The organism is uncultured Bacteroides sp. (genome assembly GCF_910586915.1).
Classification (GTDB): domain Bacteria; phylum Bacteroidota; class Bacteroidia; order Bacteroidales; family Bacteroidaceae; genus Bacteroides.
On sequence record NZ_CAJULN010000006.1, the window covers coordinates 54,495 to 72,470 of the forward strand.

23 protein-coding genes are annotated in these 17,976 nt (G+C 43.8%); 5 read left to right on the top strand and 18 right to left on the bottom strand.

Features of this window, described 5'->3' with window-relative positions:
• Positions 1-23: 23 nt before the first annotated feature.
• A complete protein-coding gene (locus QZ331_RS04125; RefSeq protein ID WP_005682974.1) occupies positions 24-746 on the bottom strand; it encodes a TetR/AcrR family transcriptional regulator in 723 nt (240 codons plus the stop codon).
• Complete coding sequence (locus QZ331_RS04130) at positions 743-1,987, bottom strand: aminotransferase class I/II-fold pyridoxal phosphate-dependent enzyme (protein ID WP_117741514.1); 1,245 nt, start codon at positions 1,985-1,987, stop codon at positions 743-745. Before QZ331_RS04130 ends, QZ331_RS04125 begins: the two co-directional genes overlap by 4 nt.
• Before the next feature lie 336 nt (positions 1,988-2,323).
• Between QZ331_RS04130 and QZ331_RS04135 the strand changes: the two genes are divergently transcribed.
• The 5 genes from QZ331_RS04135 (at position 2,324) to QZ331_RS04155 (ending at position 7,395) form a co-directional block, all read left to right on the top strand.
• Positions 2,324-3,685, top strand: coding sequence for a hypothetical protein (locus QZ331_RS04135; protein WP_227793861.1), 1,362 nt, complete (start codon positions 2,324-2,326; stop codon positions 3,683-3,685).
• Between the two features lies 1 nt (position 3,686).
• The gene (locus tag QZ331_RS04140; RefSeq protein WP_117741512.1) at positions 3,687-5,357 is read left to right on the top strand and encodes an MAC/perforin domain-containing protein; all 1,671 of its coding nucleotides are present in this window, start codon (positions 3,687-3,689) and stop codon (positions 5,355-5,357) included.
• Positions 5,358-5,367: 10 nt separating this feature from the next.
• Positions 5,368-5,775 carry a hypothetical protein gene (locus QZ331_RS04145; protein WP_117741511.1) on the top strand — a complete coding sequence of 136 codons (408 nt, stop codon included), beginning with the start codon at positions 5,368-5,370 and terminating at the stop codon, positions 5,773-5,775.
• Between the two features lie 202 nt (positions 5,776-5,977).
• Positions 5,978-6,523: a hypothetical protein gene (locus QZ331_RS04150; RefSeq protein ID WP_240058690.1), complete on the top strand. Its 546-nt coding sequence runs from the start codon at positions 5,978-5,980 to the stop codon at positions 6,521-6,523.
• A gap of 101 nt (positions 6,524-6,624) precedes the next feature.
• Positions 6,625-7,395, top strand: coding sequence for a WG repeat-containing protein (locus QZ331_RS04155; protein ID WP_227793859.1), 771 nt, complete (start codon positions 6,625-6,627; stop codon positions 7,393-7,395).
• A gap of 471 nt (positions 7,396-7,866) precedes the next feature.
• Here QZ331_RS04155 and QZ331_RS04160 read toward each other — a convergent pair whose 3' ends face one another.
• From QZ331_RS04160 to QZ331_RS04235, 16 genes are all read right to left on the bottom strand, one after another.
• Complete coding sequence (locus tag QZ331_RS04160; protein WP_117966115.1) at positions 7,867-8,574, bottom strand: hypothetical protein; 708 nt, start codon at positions 8,572-8,574, stop codon at positions 7,867-7,869.
• Between the two features lie 14 nt (positions 8,575-8,588).
• Complete coding sequence (locus QZ331_RS04165; protein ID WP_057280053.1) at positions 8,589-8,942, bottom strand: hypothetical protein; 354 nt, start codon at positions 8,940-8,942, stop codon at positions 8,589-8,591.
• A 2-nt stretch (positions 8,943-8,944) separates the two neighbouring features.
• A complete protein-coding gene (locus QZ331_RS04170; protein ID WP_229045451.1) occupies positions 8,945-9,130 on the bottom strand; it encodes a hypothetical protein in 186 nt (61 codons plus the stop codon).
• Between the two features lie 5 nt (positions 9,131-9,135).
• A complete protein-coding gene (locus tag QZ331_RS04175; protein WP_229040578.1) occupies positions 9,136-9,483 on the bottom strand; it encodes a hypothetical protein in 348 nt (115 codons plus the stop codon).
• 73 nt (positions 9,484-9,556) lie between these two features.
• On the bottom strand, positions 9,557-10,057 hold the full coding sequence (locus tag QZ331_RS04180) for a DUF4313 domain-containing protein (protein WP_151878266.1): 501 nt from the start codon (positions 10,055-10,057) through the stop codon (positions 9,557-9,559).
• Between the two features lie 44 nt (positions 10,058-10,101).
• Complete coding sequence (locus QZ331_RS04185; RefSeq protein ID WP_057280041.1) at positions 10,102-11,259, bottom strand: hypothetical protein; 1,158 nt, start codon at positions 11,257-11,259, stop codon at positions 10,102-10,104.
• Positions 11,260-11,282: 23 nt separating this feature from the next.
• Entirely contained in the window at positions 11,283-11,522 is a 240-nt protein-coding gene (locus tag QZ331_RS04190) for a hypothetical protein (protein ID WP_117741507.1), read from the bottom strand.
• Positions 11,506-12,387: a hypothetical protein gene (locus QZ331_RS04195; RefSeq protein WP_117741506.1), complete on the bottom strand. Its 882-nt coding sequence runs from the start codon at positions 12,385-12,387 to the stop codon at positions 11,506-11,508. The genes QZ331_RS04190 and QZ331_RS04195 overlap by 17 nt, the downstream gene beginning before the upstream one ends.
• Positions 12,388-12,397: 10 nt before the next feature.
• Positions 12,398-13,627, bottom strand: a complete 1,230-nt coding sequence (locus QZ331_RS04200; protein ID WP_117741505.1) for a hypothetical protein — start codon at positions 13,625-13,627, stop codon at positions 12,398-12,400.
• Positions 13,624-14,394, bottom strand: a complete 771-nt coding sequence (locus QZ331_RS04205) for an N-6 DNA methylase (protein WP_117966121.1) — start codon at positions 14,392-14,394, stop codon at positions 13,624-13,626. The genes QZ331_RS04200 and QZ331_RS04205 overlap by 4 nt, the downstream gene beginning before the upstream one ends.
• Before the next feature lies 1 nt (position 14,395).
• Positions 14,396-15,202, bottom strand: coding sequence for a DUF4121 family protein (locus QZ331_RS04210; protein ID WP_117741503.1), 807 nt, complete (start codon positions 15,200-15,202; stop codon positions 14,396-14,398).
• Between the two features lies 1 nt (position 15,203).
• Positions 15,204-15,467 carry a hypothetical protein gene (locus tag QZ331_RS04215; RefSeq protein WP_117741502.1) on the bottom strand — a complete coding sequence of 88 codons (264 nt, stop codon included), beginning with the start codon at positions 15,465-15,467 and terminating at the stop codon, positions 15,204-15,206.
• Positions 15,468-15,746: 279 nt separating this feature from the next.
• The gene (locus QZ331_RS04220; RefSeq protein WP_005682988.1) at positions 15,747-16,037 is read right to left on the bottom strand and encodes a DUF4120 family protein; all 291 of its coding nucleotides are present in this window, start codon (positions 16,035-16,037) and stop codon (positions 15,747-15,749) included.
• A 97-nt stretch (positions 16,038-16,134) separates the two neighbouring features.
• Positions 16,135-16,614 (bottom strand): hypothetical protein, encoded by a 480-nt coding sequence (locus QZ331_RS04225; protein WP_117966124.1) that lies wholly within the window; start codon positions 16,612-16,614, stop codon positions 16,135-16,137.
• A gap of 47 nt (positions 16,615-16,661) precedes the next feature.
• Positions 16,662-17,636: a hypothetical protein gene (locus QZ331_RS04230; protein WP_117741500.1), complete on the bottom strand. Its 975-nt coding sequence runs from the start codon at positions 17,634-17,636 to the stop codon at positions 16,662-16,664.
• Positions 17,637-17,724: 88 nt separating this feature from the next.
• The gene (locus QZ331_RS04235; RefSeq protein WP_117741499.1) at positions 17,725-17,961 is read right to left on the bottom strand and encodes a hypothetical protein; all 237 of its coding nucleotides are present in this window, start codon (positions 17,959-17,961) and stop codon (positions 17,725-17,727) included.
• Between the last annotated feature and the right edge of the window lie 15 nt (positions 17,962-17,976).

Below are 17,976 nucleotides of genomic sequence, written 5' to 3' on the forward strand. Positions count from 1 at the left end.
AACAGGTTATTCCAATTTGTGCTTTAGATTGAAATGATAATGTCTTGTGGTATTCCCGTATAATATGCTATTTTTCCCACTGGTATATTATCTTCCTTCATTTTTATTATTATATCAATGGTTTCTCTGGTAAGAGAAGATGGTATAGGGGTGAACAGAATATCTGACAGTTTATTTATGGCTTTAATAACTCTTTGCCTGTCTGATTCCATTTTTAAATTTATACCACTGAAAGTAGAAAGTTCATCATGCAAAATGAGATAGTATATTCCGCCTATTATCAGTGCGGATATAGTTACAATGTCAATATCCGTATCTGAGAACAGTTTTGAATATTTTTGGCATAGAGGCAATGTATGTAATTCTCGTAACCGGGCGGTACGCTGACTGGTTTCATTATTATTAGCCAGTTCCCATTTCAGAAGCTCTTGCATTGCTTTGTTCTCCGATAAAGAATGGAACAATCCTGTCAGAATGTTCGTGTACAATTCTTTATCATTGCTTGATTGTTTCTGGGACTTTATGATATCATTGAACCAGTAATCGTACTTTTTGACATACTCATCAATAAACTTGTTCAAATCCTCATATCTATGGTAGAATTGGACAGGTTCGATTTCTGCCAGATGTATGATACCGGTAACTGTCAATTTTGAAAATCCATCATTTTCAATCAATTGATTTGCCGCATCAAGTATACTTTCTTCTATGTCCTTTGCACTTCTTCGCTTTCTCCTTTCTTTCATTGTTCCTTTTTTATTTTTATATCTTTATTTATATCATTAAGAGCGTTGATTAAAGCATCCAACTGTTCATGTTCATGCGTGGCAAGAACACTGACCCTTAATCTGGCCTCTTTGGTTCTTACTGCCGGATATACAATTCCAATTGTAAAGATACCTTTTTCCTGTAACATTTTAGCTATTTCATAAACTTTTTTATTATCTCTTATCATAATGGGGAAAATAGGTGACACGGATTTGCCTATGTCAAACCCTTCGGTTGTCAGCCGGCTCCTGAGGTAATCGGTATTTTCCCAAAGTCTGGCTCTTATTGCCGGTTCTTTCTTTATTATTTCCAAAGCTTTCAAAATGGATGCGGTTACTTGTGGTGTAGGGGCTGCCGAGAAGACATTGCTGTCCGCATAAAATTTCAGGTATTGTATTATCTTTTTTGAGGCGGCGGCAAATCCTCCCACACAACCAAATGATTTGCTGAATGTTCCGGTGATGATATCCACTTGCCCCAAACAATTGAAATGTTCTGCTGTTCCTCTACCGTTGGCTCCCATTACACCTATTCCGTGTGCATCATCCAACATCAACATAGCTTCATGGGTTTTGCAAAGAGAAATTATTTCCGGAAGCAAGGACAAATCCCCATCTTGTGAATATACCCCGTCTATTATTACAAGCCTGGTCTGATATTGATCTTTGGTTTCTTTCAGCGTTTTCTCTAAATATTCCAAATCATTGTGTCCTATCCGCTTTACATTTGTCCCTTTTAATCCTGCCATTGCGCTTGTATGGATGTAAGGATCCACTAACGCAATGTCATTTTGACCTAATAAGGCTCTTAATATCCCTGCATTTGCCCCGAAACCGGAAGAAAACAGCATTGCGTCCTCCTGCCCTACAAAAGATGCGATTTCTTGTTCCAGTTGTTGATGTATATCGAGATAGCCACCTATAACCTGTGCGGCACAAGCACCTGTCCCATACTTGATAATAGCATCTATTCCAGCCTGTTTGGTTTCCTCTCGTTGTGACATTCCCAAATAGTCATTGGAGATAAATGCAGTGACAGGTCGGTCAAAGTCTTCAATGGTCATTGTTGACCCGACTCCTGTCTGGGAAGTTATCCAATAGCTTTTGCAACCAAATTCATTTAATTGATTGATGTACTGCTGGAAGTCGTCAGCTCTCTCGATAGCGTTCTTCTTTAAAGAAAGTTCAAAGTCTTTTAATGAGTAATAAATATTTTCCATATTAATATAATTTAGATTGTATAATACAAATATAGATATTATTTATGTTTATCAACATATAATGGCAAAAAACATCTAAAAATATTATTTTATATACAATATAGATTGTATATTTGCGCTGTAAACAATAAAAATAAGGATATGAAAATGGATTTTAAATTAAGGTGGGTGCAGTTAATTGCTCTTTTCTGTTTGATTGGAATGTATTCTGGTAGTTTAGATGATGAATGTAAAAATAGGAAGGAAAAAATAAACTTATATATAGGATTTGAAACTGTGGATTTGTCTTGAAGGTTAGCAAAATGGCAATAATAACTCTCAAATAAATAAAGTAATATGAAAAGTAAAAATTTAATATCGTTGTTACTGACTACCTTATTTATGGTGTCATGTACAAATGAGATGGATGAATTAGTCAAGGATTCTTCTGAAAATGTTTCTGAAAATCTTCCATTGACGCGTTCGTGTTCAAATGACACGATTGATTGGGGAGAACTTGTTTGCCTTGAAGAGACAGAAGAACTTCTGAATTTGAAAAGACGTTATGAGGAAAATCATTCTGGAAATCATAAAGTGCAAGTTCTTTCTACGGCATTAGATGATTTTTTTTCATCTAATGTATATGCAATCAGAGAGCTCCCCATAACGATCAAAGTCCGTTCTGTGGCAAGTGGATCAACTGCGGCGAATGCATATCTTTTCTGTGACGGGGCAGAAAAAGAGGTTACACTTGGCAATTCTTCCACAGTGGCAGGCAGCAAATTCTATCTCAAGATTCTCCCTGCATCATCAGGAATTCCATATTTGATATATTCAAATGTGTCAAAAACCCCTTTGACGGTAGGTCATTATACTAATAATCCTAACAATAAAATACTCATGTCTGCAAAAGACAATTCAGGTTCATTGTATGGTTCTGGTTGGAATCTTATACCATCGTCTTATAAAGGGTATTTTTCAATTCAAAGTGAATCATATTTGGGGCAATCGGATCCTAATAATAGTTGGTCTATATTCTATTATGTGCTTGAGGCAAAAGCAGACAACAAATTGGGTTATGGCCAAAGAGTGAATTACAAAGCACAACAGGAATTTCTAATCAATCCAACCACTACATTTACTCTGCAAAATGTGACTTTTGACTTGGATAATGCGGTAGTAACTAACAGTACTGCTGTTTCTAAGGTCACTTCTTTGACAAATCCATATGAATATGTCAAAAATATGCCGATTACTGTAGCTGCAAGTGTTGAGGAAACATCTAATTTTTATGAAACGGCAGGTACTTTAAAATTGAATATATCCTCTTCAAGTACAACTAAATTTCCCCGTCCTATACCTATTGCAGGAAAAGCTGTACTTATGGATAATACGGTCAAGGATGCCATTTATTCAAGTTCTACTCAAAAGTTTTCTGCAAAAGTAGAATATCAAACGAGTATTGACATGAAACCTCGGAGTCTATTACAGCTAACGACAAAATTTAAAACATTTATTCTTAATGTCCCTTATATTGCTACGGCAATATATGGAGATCGTGAGGTGAAAGTTAAAGGGACTTGGAGAGGATATGCTGTAGCTAATCCTGAATATAATACCCCGATTAATGAACCGCATTTTTATGATCTGGAAACGGGAGAAGAATTGAATTACTCACTGTCGCTTGATGCTTTACGTAACACTTTTATAGTTAGATGACATGAAAAAATCATATTTATTTATTACACTGATATTGGGCCTTATGGTAACAGGATGCACTAATGATGAATCCTTTGACAAACTTGTTGGAACAAATGGCAATGGCATTATTGTATTGCAAGAAAGAAATTCGGATTTGCCAAAAACAATCCAGACCCATCCGGTAGTTTTAGAAAAAAAAGAAATAACAAGAGCTACGAATGAAAATGGAGGAATCATTGGTAATTCAGATGCACTTTTGGGCTATTCCTATTCCATAGGAAACTCTATCTTGGGAGATTATGAGAATGTGATATCTCCAGTTGTAAATTTGGCGAAAGTGAAAGAATATGGAAGTGATTATATTACCGCACGTTCCTTGCAAAATTTCATGTCGGACCGTTTTTCTTATTCAGATTATGATAGTTATGCATCTAAGCTATCACAAACTAAAAAAGTGTCTTCCGGATTCCAGCTTAATCTGGGGCTTTTTAAACTAGGGCGAAAGAAAAAGACAGAGGAGACTTTTAAGTCAGAACTTACCTCATCTCAAAAAGTCGTATATGGTGAGTTGAATTTGTTGCTTAAGAATTCCTCTTTCAATCTTCAGGCTTCAGATGGTTCACGAAAATTTTATTCCCGTGAATGTCTGTCTACTGTTTTTCTTAGAAATCTATATTCATCTACCATTGGCAATATTATGGATACATATGGCGGTTTTGTGCTTACAGGCTATGTAACAGGTGGAAAAGCTTGTGCGCTTTATACAGGACTAAGCCGTAGTGGAAGTAACAGTACTTCGAAAGAAACCGGAATGGAAAAAAGTATTGACGCTTCTTTTTCATGGAAAAACAATTCAGCAAGTGGTGATTTCCAATTTGGGAAAGGCAATTTTAATTATACCTCTTCTGAGTATAATATGGAGCAGTTGTTTACAAAAATGTGGGTCTATGGAGGTGATCCTGCTGGGCTTAATATGAATAGCGCCCAAGATCTCACAAGTATTAATTTTGATTTATCTCCTTGGGTTGCATCACTTTCTGACAGTAAAAAACATACTATTATTGATATTACAGAAAATGGTCTATATCCTCTGTCTGCTTTTATCATAGAAGAGAATTTCAAGAAAAGAATGGATGATACGTCTGCTGGCATCCTTGAAAAATATCCGAGTTTTGTTGAACCTCATATTGAAATAATGCGTGTTTTTGAAAGATATGGTTCTTCAAATGAAGCATTGTATGATGTGGTGCCCGTACTTTTCACTAGGCAAGGGGATAGAATAATACTTCGTTCAGGAAATACTGTAACTGACACTGAATTAAGACGTAATGAGAATGTAACAGTCTTTAATCAAAAAGCTGTAGAGATAAAAGAACAAAAACAAGCTTTTTATGGATTGCGTATCAGTTCCAACTCTGTTACGCGTCTTAATCCAAACCTTGGAAAGCCTTTGTGTATAAATCTTCCTAAAGTGGATGAAAGCACAATGTATACCTATACGAACCCACGGACAGGTATTCAATATATCTATGATACAGTGAATAAAATAGCTTTTTCACATTATACGGATGATTTAGACGGAGATTGGATTTTGGATGATTATGGAATACGTGACTGGATTGAGGCATTGCCAACAAAATCGATTTCAATGGCCACTTTGGCAAACTCGTATAGGATTATAGGATTGTAAATTTGTGATTATGAATAAGATATTATTATTTTTTGTAATGGGTATTTGTTTTATCCTTGCCGGATGTGACAAGGACGATAATGAAGAATCTGAAATTTTGCTAACATCTCAAGAACTTATCCAAACAACTTGGGATGCCGAACTTTATAAATATAATGAGAATGGTGAAGTTGAACATAAAGAATCTTGCATCATAGAATTTCTTACAGATACGGAAGGACTATATATTAATGGAGAAGGTAGTGGCGATCCTCCTGCTGTAAACAAATTCTATTATCAAGTTGACAAACGAAAAATTGTCTTTGAGAATAGTGCTTTGGTCGGGATTTGGACATTAATAGAAAAATCCCAAAAACAGATAATCTTGCAAGCATATTTGCCACAGGAATACAAGACCGTTCTTACTAAAAAGTATTGAACTATGATTATAAGTCGACGATAATCAATGCAGACCTTACTGTCCAAAGGAGCGAATACCGAAAAGCTGACAGAGTAGGTTCATGGCATATATTAGATGGTATTATGGAATATATTTGATTGAAACAATTAGAGCAATAAAAGTATTGCGATTGAATTAGTGTGAAATTAAAGCCACTTATGTTAAATTAAATTATGTAAAGATGAAAAAAATAAGTTTTTTACTAGTGCTATTAGTGGGCATATCTATTGTGTCATGTACTAATGAATTAGATGAAATGGTAGGGAAGCAAAATTTGCAAGCCCGTTCTATTGAGCCTAGATTTACAGGGAATATATCAGAAAATCAGGCGATTGCATTGATGAATAAATTCTTGGATGCACCATCCTTTTTTTATTTTGAGGATGTCATTGGCTTCGATCCGACAACGTCTATTTCCACAGGAAGTTTCACCGTTACCAGAAATGGAAAAACGATACATGTGCGTTCTATTCAAGTTGGGGTAATAGGAAAGAACGGAAAATATGGGGTTTATGGAACTCCAGTAACGAGCAAGGAATTTTATTCATTGAGAAATGGTATGGTTTTGCATGGAGAACCTATTTATGAAGAGAATGATGTGGAAAGAGCCAACCCAGTAGGAATGCGTTATTACTATACGACTAATGATGTAAATCATAGTCAAAATTGCTGGATTGCTATCAATTGGGCTGATGCTTCTACATTTGAAAGTATAATTGGTTGGTGAGTGTTATGACTATTATATCTTTAAGAAAGTTACCATCGTTTTGGTTGGTAACTTTCTTTATATTGCAAGTTTCCTGTACTGTTACAAGAGAATATCCTTTTATGAATCGTAGTTGTATACACTGTGATTCTTTTCCTGTATATTATGCAGATAAATACGATCAATTGGTTTTCATGCAAAAATTTCAAGATGGCAGGCAATATTGCAATAAATTGGCCGCCGTTAAGAAGAATGAGAAATGGGGATTTATGGATAGAAACGGGAATGTTATAATTCCTATGATGTATGATTGGGTAAGTTGTTTTGGAGAATATGGATTTCATAAATCCTTGGCAATGGCGAAAATAGGCACTGACCAAGATAGAATGCCTATTTTAACGCCTTGTTCGACAGTGCTTATTAATCAAAAAGGGGATACTATAACTCCTGTATACTGTATAATATTTCCGATTGAAAAGAAATTATCTATTGTTAATAACGGATTGCAACTTCAATCTGTAGGGAAGTCATTTGCGGTATCAGACGGCAAATGGGGATGCATAAATGATAAAGGTACGGAAGTGGTGAAATGTCAGTATGATTTAATTTATCCGTTTCGGGAAAAGATAACATTTGTCCAAAAATCAGGTAAGTGGGGAATGATAGACGAAAAAGGCAGGGAGGTTATTCCATGTATCTATGATGATGTATGTTACAAGAGTAATTGTCAAACTATAGATACTCAATTTGATATAGCACCAACAACTGTTTTAAAGAAAACAATAATACCATATCAGCAAAATGGGATAATTTATATGTTTCAACAAAATAGAATCTATTCTTTTTCAAGTGACGGAAACATTTTAAATATAAATAATCTATCTAATCATTAGATATAAAAATGATAGTATGTACTTATTGAAATACAAGTCAAATGGTATTAACCATTATATCAATGGTATAAGATCAATATTTTGTGATACATTTTTTATATTGTATTTATGGTTGCTTGTATTCATCAAATTATTAGTAAGATATCTTTGTAGATAATTTTATGATATATACAGAGTACAAGTAGGAGAACGATACGGATTCAATCATGTACTAATTTAATTTTGCTAACAGATAATAAAAAGGAAGTATTGAATAACTCAAATAAAAATGACGGTATCAGATTCTTTTTCAGGAGGGTGTGTCGTTATATAACATCTAAAAGGGTCGTATCAAACTCCGTTTGAGTAATGATACGACCCTTTCTTTAGTCTTTTTAGGATGTTCTAATTTCAAATTAAAAGTTTATCTTTTCAAAAATTGAGTTTTGACACTCTCATAATGTTGTTTTACCTGATTTTCTATATTCATTTTCAGGATTGCCTTGATGCAAGAAAATTGAGATAGTCCGCAATGGCACGCTGGCAGCCGGTGAAATCAGGTGTCCGTTTGCCTTTACACTTTCTAAAATAGATCGTTCCCGATTTTGTAAGACCGTTTACGGATTTGTTGAATGTACCTTTGGTACGGATATGGATTTCAAAACCGTCCCGTTTGGCTATTTCAAGAAAAACATTTGCCTCAATTCGTTCTCCATTTAGAAAACTCTGTTTACAATCGTCAATTTGCCGTTGCCATTCTTTTTCCTTTAATCGCTGTTCCTCTTCCTCCTTAGCCTTCAGTTCCAGCCGTTTTTGTTCCTGTCTTTTTAAGTACGCTTCACGGGCTTGCCACAAAGGTGCAGTGTCAAGCCCAAGAGCTTCAAACACACGGATAGAAAGAAGAGAGATATGAACTCCTCTTTCTAAATCTTGAAGTGTATTTGTAATCCAATTTTTACAATAAGCGGCAGTTGTTTCTTTGCGTTCCTCCTTGTCAAGGAATCGACGTGAATGCTGTCCGCAAGAGAAGAATACATTTTCTATCTTGCAGACAACATGGAATATGTCCTCGCTTTCGTTTCCATATTCGTTTTTTGTAGATAACGAGAGATAAACATTCTCCGCATACGGCTCCAACTCCATATAAGGAGCGACGACGGTGTTCCCGTCAAACTTGTATTTGAATACTTTTGCTTTCATAATTATATCTGTTATTATTGTTCATTCATATAATCCAATATGCTCCCTTCCAGCCTGTCGTATATCCGGTTGAATTGGTCCTGATATTCTTCCAGAAAAGCCCCGTCCGCATCGCACATTTCATCGAGTGTCTTATTGTTTGTCCGACATAATTCAGTATCGGTCAGTTCACAGACTATTTCGATAAGCATCGAGCGTTCCTTGTCTTCGGGGAGTAATTTGTCTTTTTTCAGGCAACAATAGTTGCGGATATTGATTCTCAGATACAGGTCTGCCTCTTCCCAGCGTTCATCCGGTAAGAATGTGAATGCCTGTTTCAGTTCATCGGGTTGTTTGTCCCACCATTCGTTCAAACTCTTCGGTTCCATATTCATAAGTTTAATTGGTCGATAACCGTTTGGTTTGCCATTGCCGATTCCAAATCACCTTCCCGCAAATCGTTCGCGTCGCATAATTCACGCAGGTTTCTTACTTCGGCATCAAGGTATTTCCGTGCCGTCTCTTTGTCACACCTGCAAGAGGTGCATATCCTGTCAATGATTATTGTTTCCATCATTATTTTTATTTAGTTTTTGTATTGGAACCGGATAAAAGCTGTACGGTTGTCCGGAGTATCTCGTCCAGCCAGTTGATGCAACGAGCCCCGAGTTCAAAAGGACCGTCAATTTCGTACAAGTCACGGGAATGTTTGTCTTCCACAACGAGATGGAGGTCCTCCCCGAAGAATTGTATCCTGCGCACCAGGCACTCATAGGGATCGCCGTCATGGTCGAACCATATCACGTATACGGCATCCACCGTATCGGGAAACTCCATTTCCGTTTTCCCATATTTCTCCAATACCGCTTTTATGGCGGCTGTAATCTCCTTGCGGAGTTTTTCTACTTGTTCGCTGAAATCTGTTTTCATAAGGCATAAAAATGAATGCGGGAGCCGCCGGCGGACTCCCACGATTAGACATTCGGTTTATTTGTCGGAAACATTACGCGTGGATATTGATGCGATTGAACGATTCCGGACAATGCTGGAAGACAAGCGGCAGATTGACGTGTACCATCGGGTACTCCATCCAGCCGCTGCCTCTCCGGTAACCGGTATCGGTGGCAAGGTGATTCAACTCCAGAAACTCCATCGCGTCGGGATTGTTGTTGGTGTCGATGAAAGCCCTGTCGGGCAGTCCGATGGCATCCAACTCTTCCAGATTGACCGTCAGGATCGTGTAAGGCTCTTCCGTATCGGCCAGTTCCAGACAGAGGGCGAGCCAGCCGTTGTGATAGATTTGCGGAACCAGTCGTACAGCCTGCCCCTGATAGATGTAAAGTTTCTCCCGATAGGATTTGTCAGTCGGAATGATTTCAAACTCGTCTTCCTTTTCCGTGAAAGAAAGCATCGGGTTATGGACTGCCAGGAATGTATCCTCTTCCATCCGGTAGCACAGGTGATCCGTTCCTGCCGAACGGATGATTTCCAATGAAGTGTTCATGATCCGGTTGTTTTTTAAGTTATGTAATGAGTAAATGTTATTTATTAGTTGGTTTTTACCCGGTTCATAAGTTGTCCCGATATCTCATGCAGTTCCCGGCAGCGTTCCGGCTCCTGTTCCCGTGCGAAAGCGGTGATGCCCTGCGTCAGTTTCCACAGGGTGGCCCCTCCGGTCACTCCGTCCTCCGGATTGTTGTTCATCAATAATTTTTCCACTTCGCGCCCTTCGCTCTTCAGCAGGCCGCCTTTCTGCACCAGTTGTTTGAGCTCCTTGTCGAAGTCCACATCTATTTCCGAAGCACTTTGTATTTCGATGGCTTTCTGCATAAGTGTATCCTTGTTGTACAGTCCTTTGGTCAGGTCCGATACCGCCGATACGGTGGTCTGCGTGTCCAGCTCGTAGGTCTTCTGTGACAGTGCCAGTGAATCGGGCAGTCGTGCCCCCAGATGCACCTGCCGCATGACGGATTCACGTACCATCCCGTTCAGGCATGCCCCGTTGAGCAGGAACGAACGCATGTCCACGGATCCGTTGCCATAGTCGGAAGTGGAAAAGCGTGCCCCGGCAAAGATGATGACCGTCCCGTTCTTTCTGGTGGGAATCTCAATGGGTGTGGGCAGGATGGTCTCGCACCAGACCTTGGTGTCATTCATGTAGGCGTCCGATACGACCGCCCCCTGATTGGCCGCCTCCCGGATGAATGCGGTCAGGATATCCACCGAATTGAGCCGCCGGTACGAGTCGGAAAGTACGCCCCGCACTTCCATGCCTACCGCCCGGATAAGTACCCGTGTGCGCGCGGTCCAGCCCGAATGTTCGTTAAGGATGGTGGCGCAAAGCTGTTTCTGCCATACATCACCACCGGACAGTTCGCGCAGGTACTTGGCCGGCACCCCCATCTTCTCCGAAATCTGGCTGATGGCATTGCCGTGCAGACTGAAATTTCCCTCCGGCATGGTCATTTGCACCCGGTCCGCCGCGCGGAATGAAATGACAGGCTGTTTCTCCTTGCCGCGCAGGTTCACCCCGATGGGGGCGATGAAGTCCTGCGCTATTTTTCCTTCGTCAAGCAGCCGTGCGATGGTCTCCATGACTCCCTGCCGTTTGCCTTCCACCATCCGTTGTACCTTGTTGATAACCACCTGGTTCAATCCCTGCTGTTTTTCTACCGATGCAGGATTCGGCATTACTGTTACTTCCATATTCTTGTTTTTTAATGATAGGTTTATTTCTTTATTCTCCATCCGTTCCTATAATGGATGGTCCTGATTCCGGTCCGCACATACCCCTGATTCTTGTCATGCCTGTATTCGTACATGAGCAATGCATGGTTTATTGCCGGCAGCTCACCTTTCTCCCTCAGTTTGTCCAGATGCGGCTTTGCCGCCTCCAGGCAGGAAAACCCGCCGAAGAAGCGGTTGCCCGTCATGTTGTAGAGTTCGATAAAATCATAATTTGTTCCCATGGCCTGTCTTGTTTTGGACGGGAGGTTCCATCCCGTATTTTTTCATGAAGCGGATATATTCCTTCTCACTGTATCCGGTCGTTCCGAACAGTTCGTAGTAACTGTACATGAAGGTCTTTTCCGTTCTTGCCTTGTGGGAACTGACGTTCTTGTGGCAGCAGACAATGTGCCTGACGAAACGGTAACACTTGCACAAGTCCTCCCAGATGGTATATTCCCTGTCCGTATGAGGTTCGTAATAGCCGCAGGAGAGGTTGATGCAGGATACGGACAGCCCCCTTGCCTTCAGGGTATGCACGTCCGTGCTCAACCCGCTTGCCGGGTGATACCCGTATCTCCCGGGACTGACGGTCTCCAGGAATTCCTCCGAGCAGAGTTCCATCCCGTGGACTCTTGTAATGATGTCACCGTTGCCCTTGCGGTCACATCCGATGACGAAGCGGCAGTCCGCAAAGAAATCCATGTCGGCTTTCCGGCTGCCTATGCATCCGTTTTCTTCCTGTACGAAGAAAGCACATTTCATCGCCTTGAAACTTTCCAGACACTTCAAACAGACCCAGATGCCGTTCTTGTCATCGGCACCGATTCCGGTCATCCGCCTGTGTTTATGGTCGTATCCGACAATCATCGATTCCGCGACAAGGTGGGCTGCATACGTGCCTGTCTTGCGACGGTGCACCTCGTCCATGTGTGCCACGACACAGGGGTAGCTTTTCCGTTTGCCTTTGACCGCGTAGATATTGCCGTGCCGGTCTTTCCGGTAAGGAATCCCCATGCGGCTGAGTTCGTCCGTGATAAACCGGGCCATCCGCTTCTCCCTGCCTGAGGGAGAAGAGATGTTGTAAAGGGCCATTAATCTTTCCATATTCTGATATTTAAGAGATGAATAATTTCTGAATTTGCAGGTAGCTTTTGAATCCGGGTATGGGCCGTCCCTTTTTGAACAGCGTGGAGGGATAGATTTTTCCCTTGTATTCCACCGGAGTCCCTTTCATGATCGTGCCGAAGGCCGTTTGTGTATAATAGAGGGGGTAACACACGTTGCAGTACAGTCTGTTGCTGTCCCCATGTATGCCTCCGCATTGTGGGCATACATACCTCAAGGCTGTTGCACAACCCTGTGTGTGCTGGCAGGAGGCGATCGCCGTACAGCCGTTGTGATTGGCCAGTTCCAGCCCGCTACCGTTCAGGTGGATGTAATGGAACGTATCCAGATAGGGAACCCCTTTCTTGTGCCACCGGCATGCCGGCACCTTCACCGACAGCCGGACATGTACCTCCGTGCCGGGTTCCTCTGCCATTCCGGGTATCGGGCTCATGCTGATAAAATCTTCCGGATGCGCATAGTCGTTGTATTTCTTCCGTAGGTTGATGCCGAGGCTTCCCGCCTGCTCCCTGATCAAATCCATGACAAAGGCGTGTGACGTATAGATGCGGTCCAGTACGGAAACCTGTACGGCCGGCATTCCGGTTGTGTTCCACACGGCTTTCCCCCATACGACGGCCCTGCCGAGCACGTTGTTGCCTTCGTCCCTCGCTACCAGGATGCCGGCCCCCGCGAAGTTGGCGTAGAAATCCGCCGCATTGCGCGCCTTGTCTTCGTACCGCATACATGAATTGTGCAGGGTGGACGTGTCACCGTCCGTAATGGAACTGTAGTTGGATTCCTGATAGGCGTCCAGAAAGTCATTCATTCCCGTATGCAGCCTGACGGAAACTTTGCTGTCGAGCGTGATGGCGCTGCGGAAATAACTGATCTCGCAGGATGTGTATTCGCGCAGGTTCTTGAACTGTTCGATGAAAGTGGATGGTTCCAGGTCTGTCCGGTTTTCGGGGAACCAGGGCGCCTGCGGGTTGTTCCTGTCCGGGAAATTGGGATGTTCCGGGTCCTTGTTGAAGGCGGTGAACACGATCCGGATTTTCCGGAAGGAGCCGCAGTCCGTCCACTTCCGTTTGGTGGACAGGAAATTATAGGATCCGCGGATAATCTCCTGCGCCGGGCGGTTTTTCTTCAACTCGGACAGGATGTCCGCCGCGACCACACTTCCGTTTGCCGCCGCATGCGTCAGACGGGATTTCAGTTCGTTGCTTGCATAAAGTCTCATGATATTGTTTTTTTAGAAGTTAAACATGCGGAACGGGATACCGGGGCATCCTTCCGCTTTTGGAATTGTGCCATACGCTGTTTCAGGCCGGAAAGGGGGATGTTCCGGCTTGCCCGGTATTCGTCCTCGCTCATTTTCCGGATGGTGGGAATGCCGGTCGTCGTCAGGACAGGATTCACGAACCATCCGTCCTTGAAGTCCTCGGGGAGCAGGCTGTCATGCTGGATGACCTCGCCCACGCATCCGTGTATGAGCATGTTGCAGACGGTCATCAGGCAGCAGGTACGGCTGATGTCCTCCGCAACCAGGTAATTGCCCAGATTGCGTACGTGGTACGCCAGTAGCAGCCTTCCGCTTCCGCAAGTCGGGTCATTCATCCGTTTGCCGGTCGTTTTCTCATCCGTACCGGTACATTGTACCATCAGGTCACAGATGTGCACGGGGGTGAAGAACTGTCCGTGCGCCTGCTGCCCGCCCCGGGAAGAGAGGGCCATGAACAGGTCACCGAACGCGTCGAACCACTCACGGGTCTGCAATTCCCGCTGCATGAGCTGTATCCATCCGGCAAGCAGTTCCATGAAGAAACGGTTCTGCTGCCGTTTGTATTTCCAGTCCTTGACGGGCGGCGCACCGGGTGAGAACCCGTGGGTGACGTAACGCAGGAAATCGTTGAAGACGGACATCGGTTCGTATCCGTTCGAATATGCGAAATCGCAGATAAGCTTCTCAAGCGGACGTAACGCTTGCGGAGTGTTGTACTGTGCCATATTATTCTGATTTTTTATAGATGGTTACTGTATGCCCGTCATGGTCTGTCCGTATCCTGACGGGGGAAACGCCAAGGAAAGAGAGGTGGGTTTCCGCTTTCAGCATGTTCCATTCCCATGCGGGGAGTTCCTTCCATTCCATCCGGTATCCCCATAGTATGAACAGGCCTTGGCGGAATCCGTTGAAAAGTCTTCCGTGCAGGATCCCGACCATCCGGTCCAGTTCTTCCTTGGAGTAGACAGTGAATGATTCGTTCTGGTAAATGAACGCGCCTGCCGGCTCAATGTCCTGCCGGCGTTCGATGAGGTATTTTGTCCATTCTTTTGTGGTGTACTCTCCGTACAAGGGTTCAGGTTCCGTATATTTCCATGCCCTGACGGATGTGTGGAACAGGACCGCGCCGTTCTCGTGTCTTCCGGTATGCCCCCATGTCCGGAACTGTTTGCCGCGGATACCGTCCGGAAGTAATAATCCCGGGGCTGTCGTAACCCAAGGCCCTCCTTCCGTGTTATAACAGGTCCGTCCTTCTTTCTCATGGCAGAACGGCATCCGGGGAAGAAGGCAGAGTTGGGCTTCCCGGCCATCGCTTCTTTCAATGTGCGCCTGCGGATAGTAGTCGCCGCCACGGGTGGTATAAGTGACGGTGTCTCCGGCTACGGGTGCCGGGTTCTCTTCCCGCTCTTTCCGCATCCTGGAGATCAGCCGGTTCACTTTCTCCACATCGCGCTCCTCTATGGAACATGCGCGTCCTTCACGCTCATTGAGCCGGACCAGGCTTTTCAGGTCATAAAAGTTACTGTATTCCATGTCATGACCGGTTTTGTTGGTACAATCCGACCTGGCGGGCAACCATGTCACAGAATTTCTGTCCGTTCTCCTTCTCGCTTCTGAAATAGGCGATCATGTCCCAGAGGTTCCGGTTGAAATAGCCGGTCCATTTCTCGTAGTAGTGGTTTCCGTCGACCTTCCCGAACGTTTCCTCGAAAAGCGCGGGAGTCAGTTCCTCATCCCCGTGATGGTTGTATTGCCACAGGGAGACAAGCAGCATTTGGTTGTAATCCAGTGTTTCCATATCTGTTCTTTTTTAGTGAGACATCGGCCTACACGGGTAGGCATTTTTATTTCTTGATGTCTTTCCTGCCTGTTTGCCGGGGATTGTGCAAGGCTTGGCGAAAGAAAATACCGGAGCGGAGCGAGGATGATTTTCTTTCAGTCAACCCAGCCCCTGCAAGGGGCCGCCTTGCGCAATCATCCCGGCAAACGGCTATCTTTACAGCAAGAAATGAAAAAGCGGACCTCAGCTTTTCAGTTCTGAAGTCCGCTTTCCGGTCATTTTGGAATTTCATGCTTTTCAGGTATGTATCTGCCATCCGTGGAACGGCTGCAATGTTACGGCAAACGATCTGTCAGGAATTCCGTGATAGAGCAGACCTCCCACGATACCTGTTTTTCCGTCGGGATAGCGTTGTGTGAAGCCGAACGAGTATGGGGCATGGTCATAACAGAGTGAAATCTCGCTGGGCCGGTCGGGATTTTCCTCCCAACTCTTCAACCGGTCCAGACATTTTTGGAGCGAGGTGTCGCCGATGGATTCGGCATAGCGCTTTACATTCTCGAAATGTTCTTCATTCAGGATTTTCATGACTTTTGCGTTTTATCTGTCGTTAAACAATGAAGAAGCGGACCTCAGCTTTTCCGCTTTGAAGTCCGTTCTCCGGTCATTTTGGGATTTCATGCTTTCAAATGAAAGGCAAGGCGGTGTCTTCCAACATGGGGGCCAGCATCCGGCACATCTCGTAAGCCGCCCTGTTGCGTCCGTCAATATGGTTCGGCTCACGTTTTGCCATACCGATGATGCATGCTTTCATCACTCTGAAGAAAGCCTGTTCCAATGTCTTGTGAAAATAGGGAAGGGTTTCGGCGAAACGTTCCGGATTGAACCCCATGTCATTCAACGCCTGTTCCAGTTTCCTGGCCGTCTTGTATTCACGGCTTTCCTCCAGTCGTTCCGGAATGCCGCCGAAACGGGCTGTATGCAGCTGGCGTTCCAGCTCGGTAACGGTTACTGAAAGTAGTAGTTGGATGGCGGCGACATTGCCGATTCCGAATTTCTGACCGTCGGTTGTGTGGAACTCGATTATGTCCACAGTACCGTTTTCCTGCATTCTCTTGTAGTGGGCAAGATTCTCGCCCAGCATTTTTGCTTTTTGATTGTCCATAATTTTATTTTTGAATTGGTATCTGATTCGTTCTTGTGTAGTTGTTTTCAGTCAATCCAGAATGTGCCGCAATGCGGACATTTGGTTCTACATGGGAAACTGTTTATATAATAGGTGTTCCTGTGGCGCTTATGGTTCATGTCTCCCAAGGTGCATCCGCCTTCCCGGAATCTTTTTTCATAGAGGGCTTCCTGTTTCTGATGCTCGCTCATGCGGCTTTTCCGCATGGTGGACTTCAACGGCTTCATTCCGGTTTCCCACTGGGTGGAATCACACCAGTTGTTCAGCATCCCGCAGATTTCATTGGCATAGGAATAATGCACTTGGGAGTCCGCAAAGAGGTTGTCCCTGCAAAACGGGAGGGTGATGTCCGTTGGCAGCCTGACATGGTATCCTGCACCGTTGCGGCTGTCCGCAATGGCAACGATGACATCTCCGTAGAACCGGATGCGCTTGAAATCATTTCCGGTATCTCCCGTGAGCAGTCTGGAGAATATGGCATTGAAATAGATGCGGAGCTCGCCTCCGTATGGGGCATTGGCCAGAAGCTCATGAAGTTCACCGGCAAACTGCCCTTTCTTCAGCTTGAGCGCCCGCCTGATTTTACGGAGGGAGATGGCTTCGGACTCTCCGCGTGCGTTACTTCCGTACACGTATCCTTCTATCTCCACCCCCAGGGAATAGAACATGTTGGTGACGGCGGAGTTGTCTATCAGCTCATCTGCCGGGTCGATGCTGTTCCGTTCGTAAAGCAGGTCTTTTATGCCTTCTTCATTTCGGGCATATTCGTCGGCTTTTCCGTCCGCTTCCATGGCTTTCCTTATATCTGCAAGATACCCTTGCAGGTTGTCGTGCTCCTGTTCGGCATACCATTCCCAGACCTGTTCTTCCAATGGATGGAGGCTGTTCCGGCGGATACACCGTTCCTGCAAGTCCTCACGGCTGTCCAGATTCTCATTGTAGTCCACATAATAGAGGCTGACATATCGGGGGACATAGTCTTTCCAGGATTTCGGGGGCATATTCAGACTGCTTCCTGTCCGGTGGCCTCCTGTTGCTTGTGGATGGGAGTTTTCTGTCAAGATTGTTGTGTTCATTTGTCTATTCAGATTATTGTCCGGCGGGGGCATTGACTGTACGCACTTGGGAAAGTTGCAGTTTCACCACCTTTATTTTTTCAATCAGCTCATTCTCTCTTCGGAATGACGGGGTACATTTGGTACGCCGCATCCCGGCTCCCCAGGGGATTTTGTCACACGCCTTTCTCAGGCGTGCCCTTTCGGTGTCCAAGGCGGACTCCAGACGTGCAAGTTTGCGTTGCAACGATTCTTCGTTCATTGTCTTCATGATTCCATCATTTTT